This window comes from Caulobacter sp. GW821-FHT11E10 (assembly GCF_058808375.1).
This window is the reverse complement of sequence record NZ_JBXARP010000002.1, coordinates 521,341-542,946: the sequence shown is the minus strand read 5'-3', so window position 1 is coordinate 542,946 and position 21,606 is coordinate 521,341. Positions and strand designations below refer to the sequence as shown.

19 protein-coding genes and 1 tRNA gene are annotated in these 21,606 nt (G+C 67.0%); 13 read left to right on the top strand and 7 right to left on the bottom strand.

Annotated elements, in window-relative coordinates:
* Window positions 1-33 precede the first annotated feature (33 nt).
* Window positions 34-1,917, top strand: a complete 1,884-nt coding sequence (locus AC1RRV_RS05560) for a hypothetical protein (protein ID WP_492858584.1) — start codon at window positions 34-36, stop codon at window positions 1,915-1,917.
* Window positions 1,918-1,988: 71 nt separating this feature from the next.
* Here AC1RRV_RS05560 and AC1RRV_RS05555 read toward each other — a convergent pair whose 3' ends face one another.
* Entirely contained in the window at window positions 1,989-2,381 is a 393-nt protein-coding gene (locus AC1RRV_RS05555) for a VOC family protein (RefSeq protein WP_492858583.1), read from the bottom strand.
* Between the two features lie 355 nt (window positions 2,382-2,736).
* Here AC1RRV_RS05555 and AC1RRV_RS05550 point away from each other — a divergent pair, with 355 nt between their 5' ends.
* The 5 genes from AC1RRV_RS05550 (at window position 2,737) to AC1RRV_RS05530 (ending at window position 7,545) form a co-directional block, all read left to right on the top strand.
* Complete coding sequence (locus AC1RRV_RS05550; protein ID WP_492858582.1) at window positions 2,737-2,994, top strand: hypothetical protein; 258 nt, start codon at window positions 2,737-2,739, stop codon at window positions 2,992-2,994.
* A 31-nt stretch (window positions 2,995-3,025) separates the two neighbouring features.
* Window positions 3,026-3,547: a low affinity iron permease family protein gene (locus tag AC1RRV_RS05545; protein WP_492858581.1), complete on the top strand. Its 522-nt coding sequence runs from the start codon at window positions 3,026-3,028 to the stop codon at window positions 3,545-3,547.
* A gap of 159 nt (window positions 3,548-3,706) precedes the next feature.
* Window positions 3,707-4,942, top strand: coding sequence for an MFS transporter (locus tag AC1RRV_RS05540; RefSeq protein ID WP_492858664.1), 1,236 nt, complete (start codon window positions 3,707-3,709; stop codon window positions 4,940-4,942).
* Window positions 4,939-6,579 (top strand): glycoside hydrolase family 43 protein, encoded by a 1,641-nt coding sequence (locus tag AC1RRV_RS05535; protein WP_492858580.1) that lies wholly within the window; start codon window positions 4,939-4,941, stop codon window positions 6,577-6,579. The genes AC1RRV_RS05540 and AC1RRV_RS05535 overlap by 4 nt, the downstream gene beginning before the upstream one ends.
* Before the next feature lie 78 nt (window positions 6,580-6,657).
* Complete coding sequence (locus AC1RRV_RS05530) at window positions 6,658-7,545, top strand: TauD/TfdA dioxygenase family protein (protein ID WP_492858579.1); 888 nt, start codon at window positions 6,658-6,660, stop codon at window positions 7,543-7,545.
* A 241-nt stretch (window positions 7,546-7,786) separates the two neighbouring features.
* Here the strand turns inward: AC1RRV_RS05530 and AC1RRV_RS05525 are convergent, their stop codons facing one another.
* Window positions 7,787-9,649: a glycoside hydrolase family 2 protein gene (locus AC1RRV_RS05525; protein ID WP_492858578.1), complete on the bottom strand. Its 1,863-nt coding sequence runs from the start codon at window positions 9,647-9,649 to the stop codon at window positions 7,787-7,789.
* A gap of 143 nt (window positions 9,650-9,792) precedes the next feature.
* Complete coding sequence (locus tag AC1RRV_RS05520; protein WP_492858577.1) at window positions 9,793-12,297, bottom strand: TonB-dependent receptor; 2,505 nt, start codon at window positions 12,295-12,297, stop codon at window positions 9,793-9,795.
* 362 nt (window positions 12,298-12,659) lie between these two features.
* On the opposite strand from AC1RRV_RS05520, the gene AC1RRV_RS05515 reads away from it, so the two are divergent.
* Window positions 12,660-13,319, top strand: a complete 660-nt coding sequence (locus tag AC1RRV_RS05515; RefSeq protein ID WP_492858576.1) for a TetR-type transcription factor C-terminal domain-containing protein — start codon at window positions 12,660-12,662, stop codon at window positions 13,317-13,319.
* Window positions 13,320-13,484: 165 nt separating this feature from the next.
* Here the strand turns inward: AC1RRV_RS05515 and AC1RRV_RS05510 are convergent, their stop codons facing one another.
* Window positions 13,485-13,829: an MmcQ/YjbR family DNA-binding protein gene (locus AC1RRV_RS05510; RefSeq protein WP_492858575.1), complete on the bottom strand. Its 345-nt coding sequence runs from the start codon at window positions 13,827-13,829 to the stop codon at window positions 13,485-13,487.
* Window positions 13,829-14,494, bottom strand: a complete 666-nt coding sequence (gene msrA, locus AC1RRV_RS05505; RefSeq protein ID WP_492858574.1) for a peptide-methionine (S)-S-oxide reductase MsrA — start codon at window positions 14,492-14,494, stop codon at window positions 13,829-13,831. Before msrA ends, AC1RRV_RS05510 begins: the two co-directional genes overlap by 1 nt.
* A 154-nt stretch (window positions 14,495-14,648) precedes the next feature.
* Here msrA and AC1RRV_RS05500 point away from each other — a divergent pair.
* The 6 genes from AC1RRV_RS05500 to AC1RRV_RS05475 all read left to right on the top strand — a co-directional run bounded on the left by AC1RRV_RS05500 (window position 14,649) and on the right by AC1RRV_RS05475 (window position 18,539).
* Window positions 14,649-14,738: transfer RNA gene (locus AC1RRV_RS05500), tRNA-Ser, on the top strand.
* A 129-nt stretch (window positions 14,739-14,867) separates the two neighbouring features.
* Entirely contained in the window at window positions 14,868-15,914 is a 1,047-nt protein-coding gene (locus AC1RRV_RS05495; RefSeq protein WP_492858573.1) for an ABC transporter substrate-binding protein, read from the top strand.
* A 15-nt stretch (window positions 15,915-15,929) separates the two neighbouring features.
* Window positions 15,930-16,529: an SCO family protein gene (locus AC1RRV_RS05490; RefSeq protein ID WP_492858572.1), complete on the top strand. Its 600-nt coding sequence runs from the start codon at window positions 15,930-15,932 to the stop codon at window positions 16,527-16,529.
* A gap of 33 nt (window positions 16,530-16,562) precedes the next feature.
* Window positions 16,563-17,039, top strand: a complete 477-nt coding sequence (locus tag AC1RRV_RS05485) for a cupredoxin domain-containing protein (protein WP_492858571.1) — start codon at window positions 16,563-16,565, stop codon at window positions 17,037-17,039.
* Between the two features lie 8 nt (window positions 17,040-17,047).
* Window positions 17,048-17,818, top strand: a complete 771-nt coding sequence (locus tag AC1RRV_RS05480; RefSeq protein WP_492858570.1) for an ABC transporter permease — start codon at window positions 17,048-17,050, stop codon at window positions 17,816-17,818.
* On the top strand, window positions 17,808-18,539 hold the full coding sequence (locus AC1RRV_RS05475) for an ABC transporter ATP-binding protein (RefSeq protein ID WP_492858569.1): 732 nt from the start codon (window positions 17,808-17,810) through the stop codon (window positions 18,537-18,539). Before AC1RRV_RS05480 ends, AC1RRV_RS05475 begins: the two co-directional genes overlap by 11 nt.
* Window positions 18,540-18,560: 21 nt before the next feature.
* On the opposite strand, the gene AC1RRV_RS05470 is transcribed toward AC1RRV_RS05475, so the two are convergent.
* Window positions 18,561-19,007: a transcriptional repressor gene (locus tag AC1RRV_RS05470; RefSeq protein WP_492858568.1), complete on the bottom strand. Its 447-nt coding sequence runs from the start codon at window positions 19,005-19,007 to the stop codon at window positions 18,561-18,563.
* A 184-nt stretch (window positions 19,008-19,191) separates the two neighbouring features.
* Window positions 19,192-21,387: a catalase/peroxidase HPI gene (gene katG, locus AC1RRV_RS05465; RefSeq protein WP_492858567.1), complete on the bottom strand. Its 2,196-nt coding sequence runs from the start codon at window positions 21,385-21,387 to the stop codon at window positions 19,192-19,194.
* Between the last annotated feature and the right edge of the window lie 219 nt (window positions 21,388-21,606).

The window sequence follows — 21,606 nt, the reverse complement described above, 5'->3', positions numbered from 1 at the left end:
AAGACCCGCGAAGGCGGGCGTCATGAGCGACCGATGCGACTGCGTACCTCCCTGTTCCTGACCACCGCGGCCCTGGTGGTCGCCACGGCCGCGCCGGTGTGCGCCGCGACCCCCTCCAAGGCTCCGGTCGCCCAAGGTCCGCGCGGCGCGATCTACACGTCCGTCGCGCCGATGAACCGCACTGTCGAGGCCCGCTTGCTGCCGCAGATGGCGGTGGTGCTGGACAAGCTGCTGGCCGAGAAGCGCGACATGACCTTCGACGGGGTCAAGGTCTTCGAAGCCGACGACAAGTTCCTGCCGGGCAAGATCGCGATCGGCCTGGCCTATCTCGTCGTCGACACGCCGCGCACCGATCCGAAGTTCGCCCGGTACCTGGCCGCCTACCGCCAGATCGCGGACCTGACCGTCGACGACACCAACGACACCTGGGGCATCTACTACTACTGCCAGGCGCTGCACATGCTGCAGGAAGCCGGCGTGCTGGACCAGGCGGTGTCGCCCGCGACCCTGGCCAAGCTGAAGGCCAAGCTGGACTGGCGCCGCTTCGTGCGCGCCGACGACCTGACCCTGATCAACCTGCCCAACAACTATTACGGCGTCGCCTTCAGCGTGGCGCGCCTGCGCTACAACCTCGGCTGGGAGGACGCCTCGGCCAGCGAGGCCCTGCTGGACCGGACGCTCGACCACTATCGCAAATATTCCGGCGAGTATGGCTTCGCCGACGAGACTGACGGGGAAGGGCGGTTCGACCGCTACAGCGTGCTGCTGATCGGCGAGATCAGCCACCGCCTGATCGAGGCCGGCATGCCCGCCACGCCGGAGGTCCGCGCCTGGCTGCGCCGGTCGGTGGACCTGATGCTGCCGCGCCTCAACCTGCGCGGCGAAGGCTTCGAGTATGGCCGCAGCATCGGGACCTATGGCGAGACGGCCTTCCTCGAGGTGCTGACCGCGGCGGCCAAGCTGGATGTACTGACGCCCGAAGAGAAGACGATGGCCTACGCGTTCAGCTCGCGCGTCGCGGCCCGCTACATGGACTTCTGGTTCGATCCCAAGATGGGCTCGGTGAACATGTGGGAGCATGGCCGCCGCACCGACACCTATCGCGGCAAGCACCGGATCCTGGGCGAGAACCTCAGCCTGGCTCGGCAGTACATCTATACCAGCGCCATCTGGGACGAGCTGGGCTTCAAGGACAAGGCGACCGATCCCGGCTACGCGGCGTGGCTGGACAAGCTGCCCAAGCGGACGGTGACCTGGTTCGCGCGCGGCAAGAACGACCGTCTGGTCGTGACGGTGCGAGACAAGACCCGCGTGATCGGCCTGCCGATCATCAATGGCGGCGAAAGCCAGCACATGAACACGCCCTATTATCCGATCCCGTTCTCCCCCGGGATGCTGCAGGGCGTGGCCGACGGCGTGTTCCCGCAGCTTCTGCCGCGTATCACCCTGGCCGACGGCGCGCAGTTGGCGCCGCTGGCCTATGCCGCCCACGTCAAGATCGACGAGCAGGGCGCGCGTACGGTGGTGACCTACGACCAGGACCGGCTGGACCGCCTGGGTCAGAAGGCGCCGGTCGCCGACGACCGTTTCGGCGTCAAGACGACCTATGTCCTGGAGCCGGGCCGTATCCGTCGCACGGACGTGTTCACGCCGAAGCCGGGCGTGACCGTAAAGGCCGTCGACCTGGCCTTCGCCAGCTTCTCGGGCAAGGCGGCGACCAAGGGTGGGACGACCACCTTTGGAACGGGTGACGTGACCGGCTTCAAGGTCGAGGGATTGAGCTGCTCGACGCGGGCGCTGAACGACGAGAAGGCCTATCGCGCGCCCACCGGCGCGATGACCAGCCTGACCAGCTGCACGGGCGGCGCGGCGCAGGCCGGGCCGATCACGGTGAGCTGGACGATCAGCTACAAGTAGCTCTGCAAATCATCGTGTCATCCCGGATCGCCCCTGCGGGCCGTCCGGGATGACGCGCAAAATGTGACGTCTTAGTTCGCCGGCCCCACGCGGAACGCGCACAGCTTGTTGCCGTCCAGGTCCCGGAAATAGGCGGCGTAGAACGCCTGCTCGCCTTCGTCACCGCGCACGCCGGGACCGCCCTCGCATTGGGCGCCCAGGGCGAGGGCCTTCTCGTACAGGGTGTCGACCTTGGACCGCTCGTCGAGGACGATGGCGATCATCGTGCCGTTGCCGAAGGTGGCGGCCTGGCCGTCATAGGGCTTGCCGACGCCGAACATCGGCTTGCTCCAGTCGGAGCCCCAGGCGCAACCGCCATTGGGGAATTCCATCAGTCGCTTGACGCCGACCGCGCCGAACAGGCCGTCGTAGAAGGTCTTGGCCTTATCCAGGTCGTTAGCGCCCACAAGGGTGTATCCGATCATCGCGTCTTCCTTCGCGCCGAAATCGAGGGGAGGTTGGCGGAGCCGGGAGCCCCGCGCCAGCGAAAACCGGCCCAACATCGAAGCTGCGCCGTGAAATAGTCGGGCAACTCTTCTGGCACAGGACGTGTCATGTGTTGTTTTAATTAATCATGTATTCCGGCCGGTTGCCTCGAACATCGCCTGGATATGTCGAGTTTACGACAAACACTTCTTCGACTGATTTCAATATTTACTGGCCATCCCCGGAATGGGTGGTAATGTCTAGTCATCGCTGACACGGTGTTTTCGAGCCGTTGGTGACTGAGAGAGGAAGCTGCGGCTTCTGCTCCCGCTCGTTTTGGCAGGAGCTCATGTCATGCCCACCTATCTGTTCTATCCGCGACGCGCGGACGGCGTATCCCTGACCTTCATCGCCGAGACCGCCGAAGACGATCTCGAGGCCCTCGAGGTCGCCGCCGAGATCGGCGCCGCGCATGACTGCGTCGGAGTCTTCGTCTGGGAGCCCGCAATGGTCGCCGGGGACAAGGACCGCTTCGTAGGCGAGGTCGACCGCCACGGCGCCGACACGCTGCGCCAACCGGCGCATGGCCAGGGAGCCGACGCGACAGTCTAGGCGTTAGCGGGCGATCATGGAGAGGTCGCCCGTGGACAAGCTGTTCGCCAAATTCGCCAACATCACCGCCAAGATCACGGGCAGCCCGCCGGCCTTCCTGGTCTGCGTCGCCCTGGTCCTGACCTGGGCGCTCACCGGGCCGCTGTTCGGGTTCTCCGAGACCTGGCAGCTGGTGATCAATACCGGCACGACGATTGTCACCTTCCTGATGGTGTTCCTGATCCAGAACACCCAGAACCGCGACGGCATCGCGCTGCAGACCAAGCTGGACGAGCTGATCCGCGCCACCACCGACGCCGAGAACGAGTTCATCGGCATCGAGAAGCTGACCGACAAGGAGCTGGAGGCCATGCACGCCCATTGCAAGGCGCGCGCGGACCGCAGCGTCCGAGCATTCCAGCGCGCGGCGGCGGAGAAGGACGCGCGCGCCGCTAAGCTGGCCAAGTCGAGCAAGGCCGCAAAATCGGCCAACGGCGCCAAGAAGCCGCCCTCGGCGGCCTCGCAAGCCTCGCGTCGCGGCAAGGCCCTCCGCGCGGGCCATCCCCACGCCTAGATATACGACTAATGTCTGACCTCGCCGGGGTGGACGTCAGACCTCAACGACGATAGCGGTAACACCGAGTCCAGCGCGCCGAACGAACGCGCGGACGGACGGGGGAGACCGCCTTTGCCCAAGCTGAAAGCCCTGCGCTGGTGGATCATCGGCCTGGTCATGCTGGGCGCGATCGTCAACTACCTGACCCGCGCGACCATGGGCGTCGCCGCCCCGACGGTCCTGAAGGACCTCGACATCTCGGTGAAGGAATATTCCTGGATCACCAGCGCCTTCCAGCTGGGGATCATGCTGCAGCCGTTCTGCGGCTATGTGCTGGACACCCTGGGCCTGCGCACCGGCTTCGCGGTGTTCGCCGCCGCTTGGTCGTTGATCGCCATGGCCCACGGCCTGGCCAACAGTTGGCAAGGCTTCGCCGTCTTGCGCGGCTTTCTGGGCCTGGCCGAGGGCTCGGCCCAGCCGGCCGGCATGAAGACCGTGGCGACGTGGTTCCCAGCCAAGGAGCGCGGCTTCGCGGGCGGGGTCTTCAACATCGGCTCGTCGATCGGCTCGATGCTGGCGCCGCCGCTGGTGGTGTGGGCGGTGCTGTCCTGGAACTGGCGCGCGGCCTTCGTGCTGACCGGGGCCCTGGGCTTGATCTGGGTGGTCGCCTGGCTGGCCTTCTATCGCTCGCCCGACAAGCACCCCGCCATGACCGACGAGGAGCGCCAGCGCATCGCCGCCGGCCAGGAGGCGCACCTCTCCGCCGCCGGGACCAAGCCCTCGATCGTCTCCATCCTCAAGCAACGCCAGTTCTGGGGCATCGCCCTGCCGCGCTTCCTGGCCGACCCGACCTGGGGGACGCTGTCGTTCTGGGTCCCGCTCTATCTGTCCCAGACGCGCGGCTTTGACCTGAAGCAGATCGCCCTGTTCGCCTGGATGCCCTTCGTGGCCGCGGACCTGGGCTGCATGGCCGGCCCCGTCATCGCCCACTTCCTGCAGAAGCGCGGCGTCTCGCTGATCAACGCCCGTCGCATCGCCTTCACCCTGGGGGCGGCGCTGATGACCGGCATGATGTTCGTCGGCAAGGTCGAGAGCGCCTACGCGGCCATCGCCCTGCTGTGTCTGGGCGGTTTCGCCCACCAGACCCTGTCGGTCACCGTCATCACCATGGCCTCGGACCTGTTCCGCCGCGACGAGGTCGCCACGGTGGCGGGCCTGGCGGGCATGATGGGCAATCTGGGGCTCCTGCTGTTTTCGCTGCTGATCGGCGGGCTGGTGACCAGGATCGGCTATGATCCGTTCTTCGTGGCCCTCGGCGTGCTGGACATCGCCGGGGCGGTTCTGCTTTGGACCCTGGTCAAGGACCGGGTTCCAGCCCGCGCCGAGCCGGTCAGCCAGATTCCCAATCCGTGAGCCTTCCCGTGATCCGCAATCCGATCCTTCGCGGCTTCAATCCCGACCCGTCGATCGTAAGGGTGGGAGAGGACTATTACGTCGCGACCTCGACCTTCGAGTGGTTTCCGGGCGTGCAGATCCACCACTCGCGGGACCTGGGCAACTGGCGCCTGCTGGCCCGGCCCCTGCGCCGCGCCAGCCAACTGAACATGCTGGGCGATCCCGACGGCTGCGGGCTCTGGGCGCCGTGCCTGACCCACGCCGATGGCAAGTTCTGGCTGATCTTCACCGACGTGAAGCGCTATGGCCGCACCACGGTGGGCGGGGCGTCGGGCGCCTCGATGCGCGACTTTCACAACTACCTGGTCACCGCCGAGACCATCGACGGCGAGTGGTCGGACCCGATCCATCTGAACAGCTCCGGCTTCGATCCCTCGCTGTTCCATGACGACGACGGTCGCAAGTGGCTGGTCAATCAGCTGTGGGACCATCGGCCGGGCAAGAACCGGTTCGCCGGTATCGTACTGCAGGAGTACTCGGTCGCCGAGGGCGGCCTGGTCGGCGAACGCAGGATGATCTTCGAGGGCACGCCGATCGGCCTGACCGAGGCGCCGCATCTCTACAAGCGCGACGGCTGGTACTATCTGGTCACGGCCGAGGGCGGCACCGGCTGGGGTCATGCGATGACCATGGCCCGGTCGCGGACCCTTGAAGGTCCGTACGAGCTGCATCCCGACACCTACGTCCTGACCGCCCGGGACCGACCGCACGCGCCGCTGCAACGGGCCGGCCATGCCGACCTCGTCGAGACCGCGGACGGCGAGACCTACGCCGTCTACCTGTGCGGCCGGCCGCTCCCCGGTCGTGGCCGCTGCACCCTGGGGCGCGAGACGGCGATCCAGAAGCTGGTCTGGGGCGAGGACGGTTGGCCACGCACGCTCGACGGTTCGGGCGACCCGACTCTGGAGACCCCCGCGCCGAACTTGCCGGCCCATCCCTGGCCTGCCGGGCCGGTGCGCGAGGACTTCGACGGCCCGGAGCTGCCGACGGACTTTCAATGGCTGCGCACGCCGTTTCCGGCGGAGATCTTCAGCCTCGCGGAGAAGCCGGGCAGCCTGCGCCTCCACGGGCGTGAAAGCCTGGGCAGCGTGTTCAGGCAGGCCCTGGTGGCGCGTCGCCAGCAGGCCCACTGCTACTCGGCCGCGACGGTCCTGGACTTCGAGCCCGCGCACTTCCAGCAGGCCGCCGGCCTGGTCTGCTACTACAACGGCGCCAAGTTCCACTATCTGCACGTCAGCCATGACGACGAGGTCGGCAAGCACCTGCGGGTCATGACCTGCACGCCCGACAGTCCGCAAGCCGACAGCTTCACCGCCCCGCTCCCGCTGGACGTGGGCCCGGTCGAGCTGCGGGTCGAGGTGGATTTCGAGCGCCTGCGTTTCGGTTTCCGGCAAGGGTATGACTTGGGGCAGGGCGCCTGGACGTGGCTCCCCGAGGTGTTCGACGCCAGCATCCTGTCGGACGAGGCCAGTGTCCCCGGCGCGCCGAATTTCACCGGCGCCTTCGTCGGCATGGCCTGCCAGGATACCTCGGGGACGGGGGCTCCGGCCGACTTCGACTGGTTCGACTACGAGGAGCGCGCGTACCGCCCCTAGAAATTGTGAATTGAGTGAACGGCGTTCACCCTTAGTGTTCTGAGGCTAGGCCGCTCCAGACGGCCCAGGGAGAACGCCATGAACGCTCCGGTCTCGATTTCCGAACAAGACGCCGCCCTCTACGCCGGCCTGACCGTCACGCCCGTGAGCACGGTGCTGGGGGCCGAGATCTCAGGCCTCGACCTGCGCCAGGAACTCAAGCCCGAGATCGTCGCGGCGATCCGCGCGGCCCTGCTGCGCCACAAGGTCGTGTTCTTCCGCGACCAGGACATCAGCCACGAGGACCATGTCCGCTTTGGCCGCTATTTCGGCGACCTGGAGGGGCATCCGGTCACCGCCCACGTGCCGGGCTTCCCGGAGATCCTGCACATCGAGGCGGCCGACGGCATGAAGCTGCGCGAGGAGATCGTCCCGATCGTCCGCGCCGCCAACAAGTGGCACACCGACGTCACCTTCCGCGAAGCGCCGTCGATGGGTGGGGTGCTGCGGATGCGCGACATGCCCCCGCTGGGCGGCGACACCCTGTTCGCCGACACCGCCGCCATCTATCGCGACCTGCCCCAGAAACTGAAGGACCAGATCGCCGACCTCACGGCCGAGCACGACATCATCCAGAGCTACGGCTATCGCGTCGACGAGGCCAAGCGCCAGGAGCTGCGGGCCGCCTATCCGATGATGGTGCACCCGGTGGTCCGCACCCATCCCGAGACCGGCGAGAAGCACCTGTTCGTCAACAAGGTCTTCACGACGCGGATCCTCGGCTTGCCCGAGGACGAGGCCAAGACGCTGCTGGCCGAGCTGCTGGACCGGGTGAAGACGCCCGAATACCAGGTCCGCTTCCGCTGGACGCCCAACGCCATCGTGTTCTGGGACAACCGCGCGACCCAGCACTACGCTACCCTGGACTACTGGCCCCAGGAGCGGACCGTCGAACGGGTGACGATCAAGGGCTGCAAGCCGTACTGACTGCTGGCCATGGTCTGAAGCAGACCCCAGACAAAGAAACCGGCTGGCGCATCTGGGGTGCGCCAGCCGGTTCTAAAAGTGTCGACGCGGTGGGGTGCATCGAGCCATTGATCAATCGGCGAGTCCCGGAGCTAAGGCAACGCTTGCCGCTGACCAACCTCTGCGACAAAGGCGCGCACATGTTCGTCGAACGGCGTCTCCGGCGGCGGCCTACACCAGATGTTGAGACTTGGCCGGGGCCCTATTTTCCCGCCTCCTTGTCCTTGTAGAAGTTCCGCAGCACCCAGAAGGCCGGCTTGCGGCGGCCGGTCGGCGAGACCAGGCCCTTGCGGTTCCAGCCCTGCTGATAGACCGGGTGCTGGCGGCGGGGGGCGCGGAAGTCCTTGAGGATCCAGGGCGACAGGCCGCGCAGGGTGGGGACCTTGGCGGCCATGGCCAGGGTCTTCTCGTAGTACTTCTTCTGGAAGTCCTCGGAGAACTTGCGCATCAGGGTCGGGTCGCTGAACCCGGCCAGGGCGTCGGCGCCGAACTCGGAGAACACCATCGGCTTGTCGGTGGCGCGCCAAGTGATGGCGGGCAGGGCGTCCAGCGGGTCGTCGCTGTACCAGCCGTTGTAGGTGTTGGCGGACAGCACATCCAGCTTGTCGGCCAGCGGGTCGTTGAGGCCCATCTCGACCCCGCCATCGGCGGTCTTCTTGCGGTCGGTCAGCAGGGCGGCGGTCACCAGGCGGCTGTCGTCCAACGCCCGGACGTCGTCGACCAGCTGGTAGAGGAAGGTGTTGCGGGCGTCGGTGATCGGCGTCTCGTTGGCGACGCTCCACATGACGATCGAGGCGCGGTTGCGGTCGCGGCGGATGTTGTCGGCCAGCATGCCGCGCGCCAGCTTCAGGGTGCGCGGATTGGCGAAGTCGACCAGCCAGTAGACCGGGATCTCGCTCCAGACCAAGAGGCCCATCTCGTCGGCGACGCGGGTCATCACCTCGCTGTGCGGATAGTGGGCCAGGCGCACGAAGTTGCCGTGCAGGCCGTCCTTGATCTCGCTCAGCAGCGCGCGGGCCCCGGCCTCGGTGATGGTGCGAGCCGGGTTCTCGCCGAACTCCTCCTCATGCATCGAGATGCCGCGCAGATAGATCGGCTTGCCGTTCAGCAGGATCTCGCTGCCCTTGGTTTCGATGGTGCGGAAGCCGACGCGGTCGGTCAGCCTGTCCTCGCCGGCCTCGACCGCGATGTCGTAGAGCTTGGGCTTCTCGGGCGACCAGCGGACCAGGCCCTTGGGCGCGGCGGCCGAGGCGGTCAGCATCCCCTGCGCATCCGTCTTGCCGGTGACGTCGAGGCCGAGCTCGGCGACGCGGACGTGGACCTCCTGGCCCGCCGCCTGGGCGCCGTCCAGCTTCACGGTGGCGACGACCTTGCCGTCCTTGCCCAGGCGCACCCAGGCTTCGTCGATGAAGGTGCCAGGGGTGATCACCAGGCGCATCGGCCTGGTGATCCCGCCGTAGTTCTCCCAGTCGGTGACGGGCGGCGGCACGCCATCGGCCTGGGGCGTGGAGTCGACCCCGACCGTGATCTGGTTGTTGCTGGCGCGGAGGGTGTCGGTGACCTCCATCGAGAACGGCGTGAAGCCGCCCTCGTGCTCGCCGACCGCCTTGCCGTTCAGGAACACCTTGGCGGTGTAGTTGACCGCCTCGAAGCGCAGGAAGGCGCGCTGGCCGGGCTTCAGCGGCGCGGCCTCGAAGCGGCGCGTGTACCACATCAGGCCCTGGTAGTAGCGCAGACTGGGGTCGTGGGTGATCCAGCCCGCCGGCAGGGTCGCCGTCGCGCTGCGGTCCATGTCGTATTCGTAGAGGGCGTTCGGCTTGGCCTTGGTCAGGGCGTCGACGTCGACGTCGTCATAGCGCCGATGGCCCGCGCCCGCCGCGCCGCGGTGGAAGCCGGCCAGACCGTCGCGATAGGGATCGACCGAATAATGCCAGGTCCCCGAGAGGTCCTGGCCGTCGCGATTGTCGGCCCGGGTCAGGGTGGGGGAGGAGGCCTGCGCCCCGATCGGCGCCAGCAGGGCCAGGGCGCCCAGCGCACCGACCATGACCTTCAATCCCGTTCCCATCGCGCATCCTCCGCTAGCCGTTCGGCTTGTCGCAGAGGTTGAAGCACGGCCGGTGGCCAGGGGGCAAGGGAAAGTGGTCAGGCCAATTTGAATAAGGAAAGGGCGACCAAGCCGAAGCCGGGCCGCCCTCCCTCTGGGTAGGTTTAGAAGCTCTTGCGGATCGTCACGCCGTACGTACGCGGGGCGTTCGGATAGCCGCTGTAGCTGCCGTCCTGGGCCACGGTCGGGAAGGCCGAGATCAGGCTTTCGTCGTTGGTCAGGTTACGACCCCACAGCGCCACCTCGATCTGGTGGGCGGTGTTGGTGACGCCGAGGCTGGCGTTGACGACGTTCTGGTCATAGCTGGCCAGGGTCGGCGACACGGTCTCGGTCAGCTGGACCTTGCTGACATAGTCGTACTCGATCCGGGCGTAGGCTTGGTAGTCGCCGCCCAGGTCGTGATTGACCGTCGCCGAGGTCGAGAACGACCACTTCGGGATGCCGGCCGGGGTGTCGCCGGTCAGGTCGCGGAAGTTCGGACGCAGGCCGGTGGCCGGGTTCACCGGGCAGCGGGCGGTGTCGTAGTTCACGCAGGCCGCGCCGGTGAAGCTGTCGTACTTCGGATCCAGATAGGTCACGGCGGCCGTCAGGTTCAGCCAGCCGGTCGGACGCCAGGCGCTGTCGATTTCGAAGCCCTTCACCGACTCCTCGCCGGCGTTGACCAGGCTGTAGCCGAGGCCGGTATAGGCGTTCGACTGGAAGCCCTTGATCGACTGCTTGAACGCCGCGAGGTTGGCGTAGCCGCCCGGGAAGTTGGCCTTCAGGCCAATTTCATAGACGCCGACGTCTTCCGGATTGGCGGTGCGGCCGACGCCGTTGGCGTTCGGCGGACGGCTGTCGGACGACAGGTTGTAGGCGCCGGCCTTCCAGCCCGTGGAGTAGCTGGCATAGGCGTTGATGGCGCCGAAGTCGTAGGCCGCGCGGACGGCGTAGGTGAGCTTGTTGCCCTTCAGTTGGCCCGACTCCGTGGCGTTCGGGAAGTTGACTGGGCCGTGGGTCGGGGCGTTGCCGTAGAAGAACTGCAGACCACCCAGGGTCTGGTAGATGTTGCCCGGCAGGCCCAGGGCCGTGAACTGCGGAATGGCCGCCAGGTTCAGCGACGAGAACGGGTCGTTGAGGACGACGTTCGAGCGCGCCTTCTTGTCGTCGTTCAGGTAGGCGAGGCCGCCCGTCAGGGTCAGCTTGTCGGTGACCTTGTAATCGACCTGGCCGAACACCGAGTAGGTGTTCTGCTTCATGTCGTAGTAGTCGTCGATGCCATGGCCGGCCTGGAAGTAGGTCGAGCCGGGCTTGATCGTCGGCGTCACCAGGCTCTGCAGGAATTCGATCGCGTACAGGTTCGACTTGCCGGTCAGGGCCGGGCGCAGCGCCGCGGGCAGGGCGCCCAGCAGCGTAGCCGGAACCTGTTGCGACAGGACCTCGCCATAGGCGCGGATGTCCGTGCCGAAGCGGATGGTCCGGCCGGTGTCCATCTTTTCGTTCTGATAGAAGCCGCCGATCAGCCAGTTCAGCGGGCCGTCGCCGCTCGACGCCAGGCGGATTTCCTGGGTGAACGTCTTGATGCTGTTGGCGGTCGAGTTGTTGGCCAGGTCGGCGCCGGTGAAGTCGACGTCCTGGAACGAGGCGTTCTTCTGGTTCCGGTAGGCGGTGATCGACGTCAGGTTGGCGAAGCCCAGGTCATGGTCGATCTGGCCTGAAACGCCCTTGCCCGACAGGTCGTTGGACGGGTCGGTGTTGAAGACGACGTTGCGCTCGAAGATCTTGGTCGGGTCGCCGATCGGCTTCTTCAGCACGCCGCCGATCGCCAGGGTGGCCGGGCCGTTGAAGATCGAGGCGACGGCGCAGCAGGTCTCGGAGATCTTGTTGTAGTCGGCGATGAAGCGGATCGAGGTCTTGTCGGTCGGCTCCCACAGCACGTCGCCGCGGATCGACCAGCGGTCGCGGTCGTTGACGTCGTTGCCGGTGGTCACGTTGGTGAAGAAGCCGTCGCGCTTGTTCACGCTGCCCGAGAGGCGCACGGCCAGGGTGTCGCTGAGCGGACCGGTGAAGGTGCCTTTGATCTGGCGCGTGTCGTAGTTGCCGATCGTGGCTTCGATCTTACCGCCCGCTTCGAACTGGGGTTTCTTGGTGACGATGCTGATCGCGCCGGCCGACACGTTCTTGCCGAACAGGGTCGACTGCGGGCCGCGCAGAACTTCGATGCGCTCGACTTCGGGAAGGTCATCCAGGGCGGCGGCCGAGCGGCTACGATAGACGCCGTCGATGAACACGCCGACCGAGCTTTCGATGCCGTCGTTGCCGTTGCCGTTGCCGAAGCCGCGGATGACGAAGTTGGTCTGGCCGGTGGCGTTGAACTGCGAGACCTTCAGCGACGGCACGACCGACTGCAGGTCGATCAGGTCGCGGACCTGGGCGCGTTCGATCGTCTGCTGACCCGTGACGGCGACCGAGATCGGCACGTCCTGCAGGGTCTGTTCGCGCTTGGTGGCGGTGACGACGATTTCGTCGATGGAGGTGTTATCGGCCGGGGCGGGCTTTTCCTGGGCGAAGGCCGGAGAAGCGATGGCGAGCGCTAGGGCGGACACCCCCAGCAGGTGGACGTTTCTCATAACTAACTCCCTGATTTTTCTTATTGGCCGCGTGACTTCCCATCCCGCCTCGAGCAATCGCGGGTTTCTTTTGGGGAAGGGCGGACGTGTTGACGTAGGGGGAGGGCGATCCGGGCCGACCGGCCGCGCCGCGCGAAGCGGCGGGAAGGGCCAGCCCGTGGATAAGGACGCTTTGCGCCATGTTATCGCCCCAGCACACACGGGCTTGCATCCCGCGCATCACTAACTGCTATTTTAATATGACCTTGATATTCTAGCGCAAGTTAGAATTTATCGGATTGATCCGGCCGTCGTTCGTGACAAGCTTGAAATATCAGCGTTCCCCGACGGAAGAATCGGGCGCGCCGCGGAGGAGAGAGCGGTTGTCGAAGGGCTCGGACCCCGTGACCCTGGCGCCAGGAGCCCTGGCGTCCGGAAGCTTGATGGATGAGGCCAGGCCGATGGCACAAAGCCAGAAGTCGGTGAAGAAGCGCGAGGCGATCCTTCACGAGGCCATCAAGATCATCAACGCCAAGGGCTTCGCCGCCGCCACCATGACCGACATCGCCGCGGCCTTGGATCTGCGGGACGCGGCGCTCTACTACTATTTCCCCAACAAGCAGACGCTGGCCTATGCCGGCCACCAGCGCTCGCTGGAGCGCTTCGAGGTGATCCTCGGCGTGGTCGAGGCCGACGGCGGCACCGGGCTGTGCAAGCTGCGGCGCTTCCTGCGGGCCCTGCTGGACGACGCGGTGACCAACGGCCCGCAGCTCTATTTCGGCGACAACTCCTACCTCGCCCAGGAGCAGCGCAAGTCCATCGAGGAGTGGACCGCGCGGCTCAGCGGGCGGCTGGAGCGGTTCCTGGAAGAGGGCATGGCCGACGGCTCGGTGACCGCCTGCGAGCCGCCGCTGGTGGTGCAGCTCTTGGTCGGCATGCTGATCTGGCTGACCAAGTGGACGCCGGCCACCCCCGGCCTGACCAACGAGCGCCTGCTGGAGGCGATCGAGACGACGGCGTTGCAAGGGCTGGCGAAGAGTTAGGGGGCTACGCTTCGGGCCGCAAAACCCTCGTCATCCCGGAAGCCTCGCAGAGGCTATCCGGGACCCAGGGGCGAGTGGCGGTGCGACGGCCCCTCGTCATCCCGGCTCTACGCTTCGCTTCGGCCGGGATGACGAGGGAAAATGGCGGTTCGATAGAGGCCGCCCCTAGCCGATCCCCAGCTCCGCCCGGGCCTTCTTGGTCAGCTTCGCGGCGATCAGGCCGTGCGCGGTCGTCAGCCAATCGGCGACCTCGGCCGCGTCTTCCTGGGCCATGTCCTCGAACCAGACCCACTTGGCGCGGGCCAGGTAGGGCGCCGGCTTGCCGCGCCCCGACTCCGTCAGCACCTCGAACGCCACGTCGGAGGCCTTGAACGAGAAGCTGGTCCCCGCCGCGCCCCGGACGGCGAACATCTTGTCGCCGACCTTGAACACGTGGTCGTCGCCCCACTGGAGGGAGAGGGTCGCGCCGGGCAGGGCCAGGCACGCCTTGTCGAAAGCTTGCGGGGTCATCAGGCCTCGACGCCGCTCTCAACACCCAGGCCAATCGGGCAGACGACGCCGGTGCCGCCGATGCCGCAATAGCCGTTCGGGTTCTTGGCCAGGTACTGCTGGTGATAGTCCTCGGCGAAGTAGAAAGGACCGGCGGCGGCGATCTCGGTGGTGATGTCGCCCAGGCCCTTGGCCGACAGCGCCTGCTGGTAGGCCTCCTTCGAGGCCACGGCCGCCGCGGCCTGGGCGTCGTTGGCGACATAGACGCCCGAGCGATACTGGGTGCCGATGTCGCCGCCCTGGCGCATGCCCTGGGTCGGGTCGTGGTTTTCCCAGAAGGTCTTCAGCAGGGCTTCATAGGTGACGACCTTGGGATCGAACACCACCAGCACGACCTCGGTGTGGCCGGTGCGGCCGCTGCAGACCTCCTCGTAGGTCGGGTTCGGCGTGATCCCGGCCGCATAGCCGGCGGCGGTCACATAGACGCCCGGGACCTGCCAGAACACGCGCTCGACGCCCCAGAAACAGCCCATGGCGAACACCGCCGTCTCCAGCCCGTCGGGGTAGGGACCCTTCAGCGGATGGCCGTTGATGAAGTGGGTGTCGGCCGTCGGGATCGCCTGCGCGCGGCCGGGCAGGGCCGTGTCGACGGTGGGCAGATCGAGGGGCTTCTTGAACGACAGCATGGCTGGCCTTTCGAGGCGGAAATTCTTCGCGGCCAGATATAGGCGCTGCCGTCGCGAGTTTCATCTGGGAACGCGCTTGCTACCGGCCAGTCCCTGAGTATATTGCGCGCCTTCCCGCGCCGGGGGTCTCAGCCGCCCCCGACTCGAATGCGCTGGTGAGGTGGCCGAGTGGTTGAAGGCGCACGCCTGGAACGCGTGTATAGGGGAAACTCTATCGAGGGTTCGAATCCCTCTCTCACCGCCACTCCCCCGGCCCGTCCCCAGACCGCTGTTCTTGCGCGCCCAGGTCGGCTGCGATAATCAGAACTCATTGCGTGCGTGGGAGCCAAGACCGGATCTTCAACCGGCCCGTGGCAAGGCCAAGGGGGGCTCGATGCGTTCTTCGTTCAACGAATCCGGACCGGGCCTCAGTCGCGCTCAGCTGCTGCGCGGAGGCCTCGCGGCCGCGGCGCTTCCCGGCGCCCTGTGGGGCTGCTCGGCGGCGGAAGCCAAGCCCCTCGTGGTCGGCGGCCTGGCGGTCACCTGCAACCTGACCCTTCCGGTCGCTTGCGCCAGCCGGGCCGCGGCGAACGCCAAGGCGGGCGAGGGCGCGAAATTCGCCTACCAATACAGCAAGTACAACGGCTTCCCGGAAATGAAGGAAGCCCTGATGTCCGGCCGGCTGCAGGCCGCCTACATGCTGGCGCCGCTGGTCATGGACCTGGCCAGCAAGAAGGTGCCGGTCAAGGTCGTGTCGCTCGGTCACCGGTCGGGCGCGGTGATCATGGTGCGCACGGATTCGTCCTATGGAAGCTTCCACGACCTGGCCGGCAAGCGCATCGCGATCCCCAGCCGCTTCGCGGTCGACTTCCTGTTCCTGCGTAGGATGCTCGCGCTCGAGAACATGACGCCCAAGGATGTCGAGCTGGTGGAGATGAACCCCGCCGACATGCCGGCGGCGCTGTACGCCAAGGCGGTCGACGCCTATTGCACCGGCGAGCCCTTCGGCGCCGCGGCCCAGAAGGCCGGCTATGCGCGAGTGCTCCGGATGACGCGCGACGAGTGGCCCCGGTACATGTGCTGCGTCCTGACCGTGCGCGAGGAGCTGATCCAGACCAACCGGCCGCTGGTCCAGGACCTGGTCAACCACATCCTCGGCGCGGGCGCCTGGCTCGACCAGCAGCAGCAGAACCGCAACAGCGCCGTCCAGGTCGCGGCGGGCCGCGACTTCTTCAATCAAGATCCCAACATCCTGCGCTTCGTGATGGAAAACCCGACGGACCGCGTGACCTACGGCGACCTTCGGATCATCCCGCGGGAGTTCGACGAGTTGATGCAGATGTCCGTCGACGCCGGCACGCTGAAGCAGCCCATCCCCTACGCGCAGTATGTGGACGACAGCTTCGCGCGCGCGGCGCTCCCGGCGACGATCGCGCTCTAGCGCGGGCTCCCGGACTTGACCCGCTTCACCCGCATCCTGGCCATGGCCCTCGCGCTGCTGTTCGCCGGCGCGGCTCCGGCGACGTCCGCCAACGCGCCTGGACGGCCGGAGCTCAAGGCGGGAGTGTTCAATCCCCCGTACATGGCGGCCGAATTCTCGCTGCCGGGCACCAAGGGCTCAGACGTCAACCTCGCGCGCTATCGCGGCAAGGTCGTGCTGCTGACCTTCGGCTTCACCCACTGCCCGGAGGTGTGTCCGACCACCATGGCCACGCTGGCCCAGGCGCGCGCCAGCCTCGGCAAGGCGGCGGATTCGGTGCAGGTGGTCTTCGTGACGGTGGACCCCGAGCGCGATGACGTGGCCCAGATGCGCAAGTTCCTGGCGAGGTTCGACAACACGTTCGTGGGGGTGACGGGCGCGCCCGGCGCCCTGTCGGCGATGCGGCAGAAATACGGGGTGACGGCGGCTAAGCACGGCGGGGGCGCGCACTACGTCATGTCCCACACCTCGTCGACCTTCATGATCGACCGGGCGGGCAAGCTGCGAGCGATGATGCCCTATGGACAGGCGCCCGCCGACTACGTCCATGACCTCAAGATCCTGTTGGCCCAGTAGCTGTTCCAGATGCGACCTGTTTCAGAGCCGGATGTGAAGCACGCGACCAAGCCCGGCTGGGGCCGCATGGTCGCGGCCGCGTTCGCGCTCGTCGTGCTCGGGGGGCTGGGCTGGGCCGCTCTGGCCCCGATCGCGCCGGCTCCGCGCGAAGAGGTGTTCGAGATTCCGCGCGGGACCTGGGCGCGGCGCGCGGCGGGGGAGAAGATCGAGATCCTGCCACAGACGATCCGGCTGACCCTGGGTCGCAACGACGTGCTGCTGCTCAAGAACTCGGACGAGGCGCCTCACACCTTCGGGCCGGCGCTGATCATGCCGGGCCAGAGCTTCAGCCTGCCGTTCGCCAAGGCTTCGACCTACAGCTTCATGTGCACCGCCCACGCCAACGGGCAACTCGACATCATCGTCGACGCCCCGCCCACGCCCGGATGGAAAAGACTCCGCTGGCGTTTGGATAGATTGATCACCACGGTGCGGCCCGCTGGGCATTCGCCCAAATCGTCGAGTCATTGAGGAAAACGGTGAGGCAACCCGCCACCAAGCTGACAAAGATCGTCGCGCCGGCGCTCGTGATCGCACTCCTGATCACGGTCTGGTGGATCATCATCGCCAGGGCCGAAAACCCGATCTTCCCGACCCCGGGACAGGTGGTCGCCGGGGCGTGGGAGCTGGTGCGGGACGGCACCCTGTTCGAACACATCGGGGCGTCGCTGTTCCGCGTCGGGATCGGGTTCGGACTGGCGTTCCTGATCGCCGTTCCGCTGGGCCTTTGGATGGGCTGGGTCTCGGGCGCCTTCTACACGCTCAATCCGCTGTTCCAGATGCTGCGGCCGATTTCGCCGATCGCCTGGATCCCCGTCGCGATCCTGCTGTTCGGCGTCGGTGATGTGTCGCCGATCTTCCTGATCTTCATCTCCTCGGTGTTCCCGATGATCGTGCAGACGACGGCGGGCGTGCGCACCATCGACCGGCGCTACCTGCGCGCCGCCGCCAATTTCGGCGTGTCACGCTGGACCCTGTTCAGCCGGGTCGTGATCCCCGCCGTGCTGCCGGAGATCATCGTCGGCATGCGGATCGGCATCGGCGTCGCCTGGCTGGTCGTCGTGGCCGCCGAGATGATCGCCCTGCACTCGGGCCTCGGCTACCTGATCATGGACTCGCGCAACGCCGGCAATCGCTACGACCTGGTGATCGCCAGCATGATCATTATCGGCGTGATCGGCCTGCTGCTGGACGGCGGCACCCGCCTCCTGGAACGGCTGAAGACAGTGAAGTGGCGCTATGTCCGATAAGAAGATCGTCGTCGACGGCGTCAGCAAGAGCTTCGGCGCGCTTCAGGTCATCGACGGCGTCAGCTTCGATGTCCGGGAGGGTGAGTTCGTCGCGATCGTCGGGCCTTCGGGCTGTGGCAAGTCGACCTTGCTGAACATCCTGTCCGGTTTCGAGCGCGCGGATCGCGGCGCGGTCAGGATCGACGGCGTGGCGCTGGCGGGGCCGAGCGCGAATGGCGTGCTCATCTCCCAGCACGGATCGGTCTTCCCGTGGCTGACGGTGCAGGAGAACCTGATGTTCGGCCTGGGCGGCGTCGATCGCCCCGAGCGGATGGCGCTGGCCGACCGCTATGCCGCTCTGGTGGGGCTGGAGGGCTTCGAGGCGGCCTATCCGCACGAACTGTCGGGCGGCATGCTCAAGCGTGTCGAACTGGCGCGCGCCTTGGTCGTCAAGCCGGACGTCCTCTACATGGACGAGCCGTTCTCGGCCCTCGACGCCTTGATGCGCCTGCGCATGCAGACCGAGCTTCGCCGAATTCTCGATGAGGACCGTCACACGGTGCTGCTGATCACCCACGATGTCGAGGAGGCCATCTACCTGGCCGATCGCGTCCTGGTGCTTTCGGCGCGGCCCACGACGATCCAGACCGAGATCCGGGTTGATCTGCCGTTCCCGCGCAAGCTCTCCAGTCCCGAGGCGCAGGACCTGCGCGAAGCCATCCTGAAGGAACTCGGGGTCTAGACCCGTAAAGGCCCAGCCGGTTCAGTCGCCCGCCACGGCCTGACCGCCCCCCCGCGGCGAGCGGCGGAAGCGCACCAGGATCTCGACACTGTCGGGCCTCTGGGCCAGGGCCTTGCCGATCATGGCCAGCAGCGTGTCGGCCGAGACGTGCAGGTCCACGATCTGGTCGGACTCTTCGTAGACGAGGTGGAAGTGCGGCTCGGGCTGGGTGTCGAACACCTGCTCGGTCGAGGTCGTCGGCAGGCGGCCGACCAGCCCGTGGTCGGCGAAGATCTCCAGGTGCCGGGCCAGTTCAGCGGGCGCGATGGCGACGCCGGCTTCGGCGGCCAGCTCGGCCACCTGGGCCAGGGTCAGGTGGGTGTCGGGCGAGTCCCGCAGCACCGCCAGAAGCGGCGCGAACAGACCGCGACACGGCAGGCCGGCGCGGCGCAGCTCGTCCTTGAAGACGGCCTCCACGGCGTGGGGCATGCGGTCTCCTCCCAGTCGCGAGACGGAGGCGGTCGTTGGTCCGCCGCCTCCTGCCTCTTCGTGGTCGCCAGATTTGAAATCGCTCAATCCCTCGTCATCCCGGATAGCGCGACGCGCTTCCGGGATGTCGAGGGATTAAAGCTCTGATCTCCTTGAACTAAGGCTCTCGATTATCGCCCGGCGATCAGGCCAGGTCGAAGCGGTCGGCGTTCATGACCTTGGTCCACGCCGCCACGAAGGCGGCGACGAACAGGGCCTTGGAGTCCGACTGGGCATAGACCTCGGCCAGAGCCCGCAGCTGCGAGTTGGACCCGAAGATCAGGTCGACCCGCGTGGCGGTCCACTTCGGCGCGCCGGTCTTGCGATCGCGGCCCTCGAAGGTGGTCTCGTCCTCCGAGGTGGCGGTCCACACCGTGCCCATGTCCAGCAGGTTGACGAAGAAGTCGTTCGTCAGCACGCCGGGACGGCTGGTCAGGACGCCATGCTGCGACTGATCGGTATTGGCGTTCAGGGCCCGCAGCCCGCCAACCAGAGCGGTCATCTCTGGCGCGGTCAGGGTCAGCAGCTGGGCGCGGTCGATCAGCAGTTCCTCGGCCGACAGCGGCGAGTCGGTGTTCAGATAGTTCCTGAACCCGTCGGCCTTGGGCTCGAGCACCGAGAACGAGGCGACGTCGGTCTGCTCCTGCGAGGCGTCGACGCGGCCGCCCGCGAATGGGACCTCCACCGCGAAGCCGGCGTCCTGGGCCGCCTTTTCGACGGCGGCCGAGCCGGCCAGCACGATCAGGTCGGCCAGCGAGACCGGCTTGCCGAAGCCCGCGCGGATCTCCTCCAGCTTGGCCAGCACCGTGGCCAGCTGCCCCGGCTGGTTGACCGCCCAGTCCTTTTGCGGCGCCAGGCGGATGCGCGCGCCATTGGCGCCGCCGCGCTTGTCCGAACCCCGGAAGGTCGAGGCCGAGGCCCAGGCCGTGGCCACCAGCTGCGGGACCGACAGGCCCGAGGCCAGGGCCCTGGCCTTCAGGTCGGCGACATCGGCGGCGCTCAGCGGCGGGGCGACGGGATCGGGCAGGGGGTCCTGCCACAGCAGTTCTTCCTGCGGGACCAACGGGCCGAGGTAGCGAGCCTTGGGGCCCATGTCGCGGTGGGTCAGCTTGAACCAGGCGCGGGCGAAGGCGTCGCGGAAGGCTTCCGGATCCTCGTGGAAGCGCTTGGAGATCGGCGCGTAGTTCGGGTCGAACCGCAGCGCCAGGTCGGTGGTCAGCATCATCGGCGGATGCGACTTGGACGGATCGTGGGCGTCGGGCGCCTTGGGGCCGGCGTCAGGATTCTTGGGCGTCCACTGGTGAGCGCCGGCGGGGCTCTTGGTCAGTTCCCACTCGTGGCCGAACAGGGTGTCGAAGAAGCCGTTGTCCCACTTGATCGGATCGGGGGTCCAGGCGCCTTCCAGGCCGCTGGTGATGGCGTGGCCGCCGACGCCGCTGCCGAAGCTGTTCTTCCAGCCCAGCCCCTGCAGGCTGATGCCGGCGCCTTCCGGCTCGACCCCGACCTGGGCGGCGTCACCCGCGCCGTGGGCCTTGCCGAAGGTGTGGCCGCCGGCGATCAGGGCGACGGTTTCCTCGTCGTTCATGGCCATGCGCGCGAAGGTCTCGCGGATGTCGTGAGCCGAAGCCAGCGGGTCGGGATTGGCGTTCGGACCTTCGGGATTGACGTAGATCAGGCCCATCTGGACGGCGGCCAGCGGCTTGTCGAGCTCGCGCTCGCCGGTGTAGCGCGCGTCGCCCAGCCAGGTGTCCTCGGCGCCCCAGTGGACGTCCTCTTCCGGCTCCCAGACGTCCTCGCGGCCGAAACCGAAGCCGAAAGTCTTGAAGCCCATCGTCTCCATGCCGACGTCGGCGGCGTAGATCATCAGGTCGGCCCAGCTGATCTGGTTGCCGTACTTCTGCTTGATCGGCCACAGCAGGCGGCGGGCCTTGTCGAGATTGCCGTTGTCCGGCCAGCTGTTCAGCGGGGCGTAGCGTTGCTGGCCCGCCCCGGCGCCGCCGCGACCATCGCCGGTGCGGTAGGTGCCGGCGCTGTGCCAGGCCATGCGGACGAACAGCGGGCCGTAGTGGCCATAGTCGGCCGGCCACCAATCCTGCGAGTCCGTGACCAGGGCGATGATGTCCTGGCGCAGCGCCTCGATATCCAGCTTCTTGACCTCGTCGGCGTAGCTGAACGACTGGGCCATCGGGTTCGACAGGGCCGAGTTCTGAGCCAGGATCTTGAGGTTCAGCTGGTTGGGCCACCAGTCGCGGTTCGAGCGTCCGCCGAAACTGGTGTGAAACCGGACGCCGTGTCTCAGCGGGCACTTGGTGGTCGGTTCGACGATTTCGCTGCCGTCCATTGTGGTCTCCGTTTCCTGTTTTCACCGAGCGCCGCGCCGGCGCGTATCGCCCACGAGGAAGAGGTCCGGCGCGATGGCCGGCGGGTGGGGGCGGAATGCCCTTGAAGGGGTGGGGTCCTGACGCGTCTTCCCTGGCGGCCCTCGCTGTCGGATTGCCTGGGCTGAAGTGTTCGCTCAACTCGCCGATAAATAGAAGCCGCAAGGTTCAATGACCGTGAT

What these genes read in the sequence shown, in the direction of transcription:
- AC1RRV_RS05530 (WP_492858579.1), top strand. Translation starts at nt 6,658, where the DNA reads ATGAACGCTCCGGTCTCGATTTCCGAACAAGACGCCGCCCTCTACGCC.
- AC1RRV_RS05550 (WP_492858582.1), top strand. Translation starts at nt 2,737, where the DNA reads ATGCCCACCTATCTGTTCTATCCGCGACGCGCGGACGGCGTATCCCTG.
- AC1RRV_RS05555 (WP_492858583.1), bottom strand. Translation starts at nt 2,381, where the DNA reads ATGATCGGATACACCCTTGTGGGCGCTAACGACCTGGATAAGGCCAAG.
- AC1RRV_RS05525 (WP_492858578.1), bottom strand. Translation starts at nt 9,649, where the DNA reads ATGGGAACGGGATTGAAGGTCATGGTCGGTGCGCTGGGCGCCCTGGCC.
- AC1RRV_RS05470 (WP_492858568.1), bottom strand. Translation starts at nt 19,007, where the DNA reads ATGCCCCACGCCGTGGAGGCCGTCTTCAAGGACGAGCTGCGCCGCGCC.
- msrA (WP_492858574.1), bottom strand. Translation starts at nt 14,494, where the DNA reads ATGCTGTCGTTCAAGAAGCCCCTCGATCTGCCCACCGTCGACACGGCC.
- AC1RRV_RS05540 (WP_492858664.1), top strand. Translation starts at nt 3,707, where the DNA reads ATGCTGGGCGCGATCGTCAACTACCTGACCCGCGCGACCATGGGCGTC.
- AC1RRV_RS05520 (WP_492858577.1), bottom strand. Translation starts at nt 12,297, where the DNA reads ATGAGAAACGTCCACCTGCTGGGGGTGTCCGCCCTAGCGCTCGCCATC.
- AC1RRV_RS05510 (WP_492858575.1), bottom strand. Translation starts at nt 13,829, where the DNA reads ATGACCCCGCAAGCTTTCGACAAGGCGTGCCTGGCCCTGCCCGGCGCG.
- katG (WP_492858567.1), bottom strand. Translation starts at nt 21,387, where the DNA reads ATGGACGGCAGCGAAATCGTCGAACCGACCACCAAGTGCCCGCTGAGA.
- AC1RRV_RS05560 (WP_492858584.1), top strand. Translation starts at nt 34, where the DNA reads ATGCGACTGCGTACCTCCCTGTTCCTGACCACCGCGGCCCTGGTGGTC.
- AC1RRV_RS05475 (WP_492858569.1), top strand. Translation starts at nt 17,808, where the DNA reads ATGTCCGATAAGAAGATCGTCGTCGACGGCGTCAGCAAGAGCTTCGGC.
- AC1RRV_RS05495 (WP_492858573.1), top strand. Translation starts at nt 14,868, where the DNA reads ATGCGTTCTTCGTTCAACGAATCCGGACCGGGCCTCAGTCGCGCTCAG.